A 2500-nucleotide genomic window follows, 5' to 3' on the forward strand; every position below is an offset into this window, starting at 1 on the left:
TGGAGCAACGCCGCGTGAATGATGAAGGCCTTCGGGTTGTAAAATTCTGTCTTCTGTGAAGAACAAGTGTGAGAAGGGAATGCTCACACCCTGACGGTAACAGAGGAGGAAGCCCCGGCTAACTACGTGCCAGCAGCCGCGGTAATACGTAGGGGGCAAGCGTTGTCCGGAATCACTGGGCGTAAAGCGCGCGCAGGCGGCCATTTGCGTCCGGGGTGAAAGCCCAAGGCTCAACCTTGGGATTGCCTTGGATACGGGATGGCTTGAGGATCGGAGAGGCAAGGGGAATTCCACGTGTAGCGGTGAAATGCGTAGAGATGTGGAGGAACACCTGTGGCGAAGGCGCCTTGCTGGCCGATTTCTGACGCTGAGGCGCGAAAGCGTGGGGAGCAAACAGGATTAGATACCCTGGTAGTCCACGCCGTAAACGATGAGTGCTAGGTGTTGGGGGGTACCACCCTCAGTGCCGAAGCTAACGCATTAAGCACTCCGCCTGGGGAGTACGGTCGCAAGACTGAAACTCAAAGGAATTGACGGGGGCCCGCACAAGCAGTGGAGCATGTGGTTTAATTCGAAGCAACGCGAAGAACCTTACCAAGACTTGACATCCCGCTGACCGGTTTAGAGATAGACCTTCCCTTCGGGGCAGCGGTGACAGGTGGTGCATGGTTGTCGTCAGCTCGTGTCGTGAGATGTTGGGTTAAGTCCCGCAACGAGCGCAACCCCTAAATTGTGTTGCCATCATTTAGTTGGGCACTCACAATTGACTGCCGGTGACAAACCGGAGGAAGGCGGGGATGACGTCAAATCATCATGCCCCTTATGTCTTGGGCTACACACGTGCTACAATGGGCGGTACAAAGGGTTGCAATGCCGCGAGGCGGAGCCAATCCCAAAAAGCCGCTCACAGTTCGGATTGCAGGCTGCAACTCGCCTGCATGAAGCTGGAATTGCTAGTAATCGCGGATCAGCATGCCGCGGTGAATTCGTTCCCGGGCCTTGTACACACCGCCCGTCACACCATGGGAGTTGGCAACACCCGAAGCCGGTGAGGTAACCGCAAGGAGCCAGCCGTCTAAGGTGGGGTCGATGACTGGGGTGAAGTCGTAACAAGGTAGCCGTATCGGAAGGTGCGGCTGGATCACCTCCTTTCTATGGAGTACCGAGCCTAACGGCTCATACTCATGGCCTATCGGCCAGAACTGATTAAGATCAAGTTTTGCTTGATTCGAGATCATGACAGATCGCCTCGCGAGAAGTGATCAAACAACAACTTACTCGCATCAATCTCTGATAACAACTCGTTTAGTTTTGGAGGATCAAGTGGCCGTGAGGCCATGAACTCCAGAGTGTTCCTTGAAAACTGGATAGCGAATTTAGTGAGTCAAGACATGAAGAAATGCAATCTTTCGTAATTAACTTAGGTTAAGCTACGAAGGGCGCACGGAGGATGCCTTGGCGCCAAGAGCCGATGAAGGACGGGGCAAACACCGAAATGCCTCGGGGAGCCGTAAGCAGGCGTTGATCCGGGGATATCCGAATGGGGCAACCCGGCACTCGTAATGGAGTGTCACTCAGCACTGAATCCATAGGTGTTGAGAGGTAGACCAGGGGAACTGAAACATCTAAGTACCCTGAGGAAGAGAAAACAATAGTGATTCTCCTAGTAGCGGCGAGCGAACGGGGAAGAGCCCAAACCGTGTGGCTTCGGCCATGCGGGGTTGCGGGGCGTCTCATCGGTGGACAGTGCCAAATTTATCGAAGCAGCGACAGCGAATTCGGTAAATTTCGCACTGTCCGCCGAATGGAGTTACAAATCTGTTTGGTAGAAGAACGATCTGGAACGATCGACCGCAGAGGGTGAAAGTCCCGTATTCAAAATCAACCAGACTCCGAGACGATACCCCAAGTACCGCGGGACACGAGAAATCCCGTGGGAATCAGGGAGGACCACCTCCCAAGGCTAAATACTACTTGGCGACCGATAGTGAACCAGTACCGTGAGGGAAAGGTGAAAAGCACCGCGGGAGCGGAGTGAAAAAGAACCTGAAACCGTGTGCCTACAATCAGTCGGAGGGCGTTCATGCCTGACGGCGTGCCTTTTGTAGAATGAACCGGCGAGTTACGATCGCGGGCGAGGTTAAGGTGAGAAGCCGGAGCCGCAGCGAAAGCGCGTCTGAAGAGGGCGAAAGTTCGCGGTCGTAGACCCGAAACCGAGTGATCTACGCCTGGACAGGATGAAGTTGCAGTAAAATGCAATGGAGGTCCGAACCCACGCACGTTGAAAAGTGCGGGGATGAGCTGGGTGTAGCGGTGAAATTCCAATCGAACTCGGAGATAGCTGGTTCTCCCCGAAATAGCTTTAGGGCTAGCGTTGAAATGAGAGTCATGGAGGTAGAGCACTGATTGGGCTAGGGGCCCTCCCCGGGTTACCGAACTCAGTCAAACTCCGAATGCCATCGACTTATTTTCAGCAGTCAGACTATGAGTGCTAAGATCC

General features: G+C 54.1%; 2 rRNA genes (both running past the window's edge). Both read left to right on the plus strand.

Annotated elements, in window-relative coordinates:
• Window positions 1–1152: ribosomal RNA gene (locus CBW65_RS16175) — 16S ribosomal RNA — on the plus strand (it extends 395 nt beyond the left edge of the window).
• A 271-nt stretch (window positions 1153–1423) separates the two neighbouring features.
• Window positions 1424–2500, plus strand: a 23S ribosomal RNA gene (locus CBW65_RS16180) (it continues 1919 nt past the right edge of the window).
• Together the 16S and 23S rRNA genes form the textbook arrangement of a ribosomal RNA operon.

This window comes from Tumebacillus avium (assembly GCF_002162355.1).
Classification (GTDB): domain Bacteria; phylum Bacillota; class Bacilli; order Tumebacillales; family Tumebacillaceae; genus Tumebacillus_A; species Tumebacillus_A avium.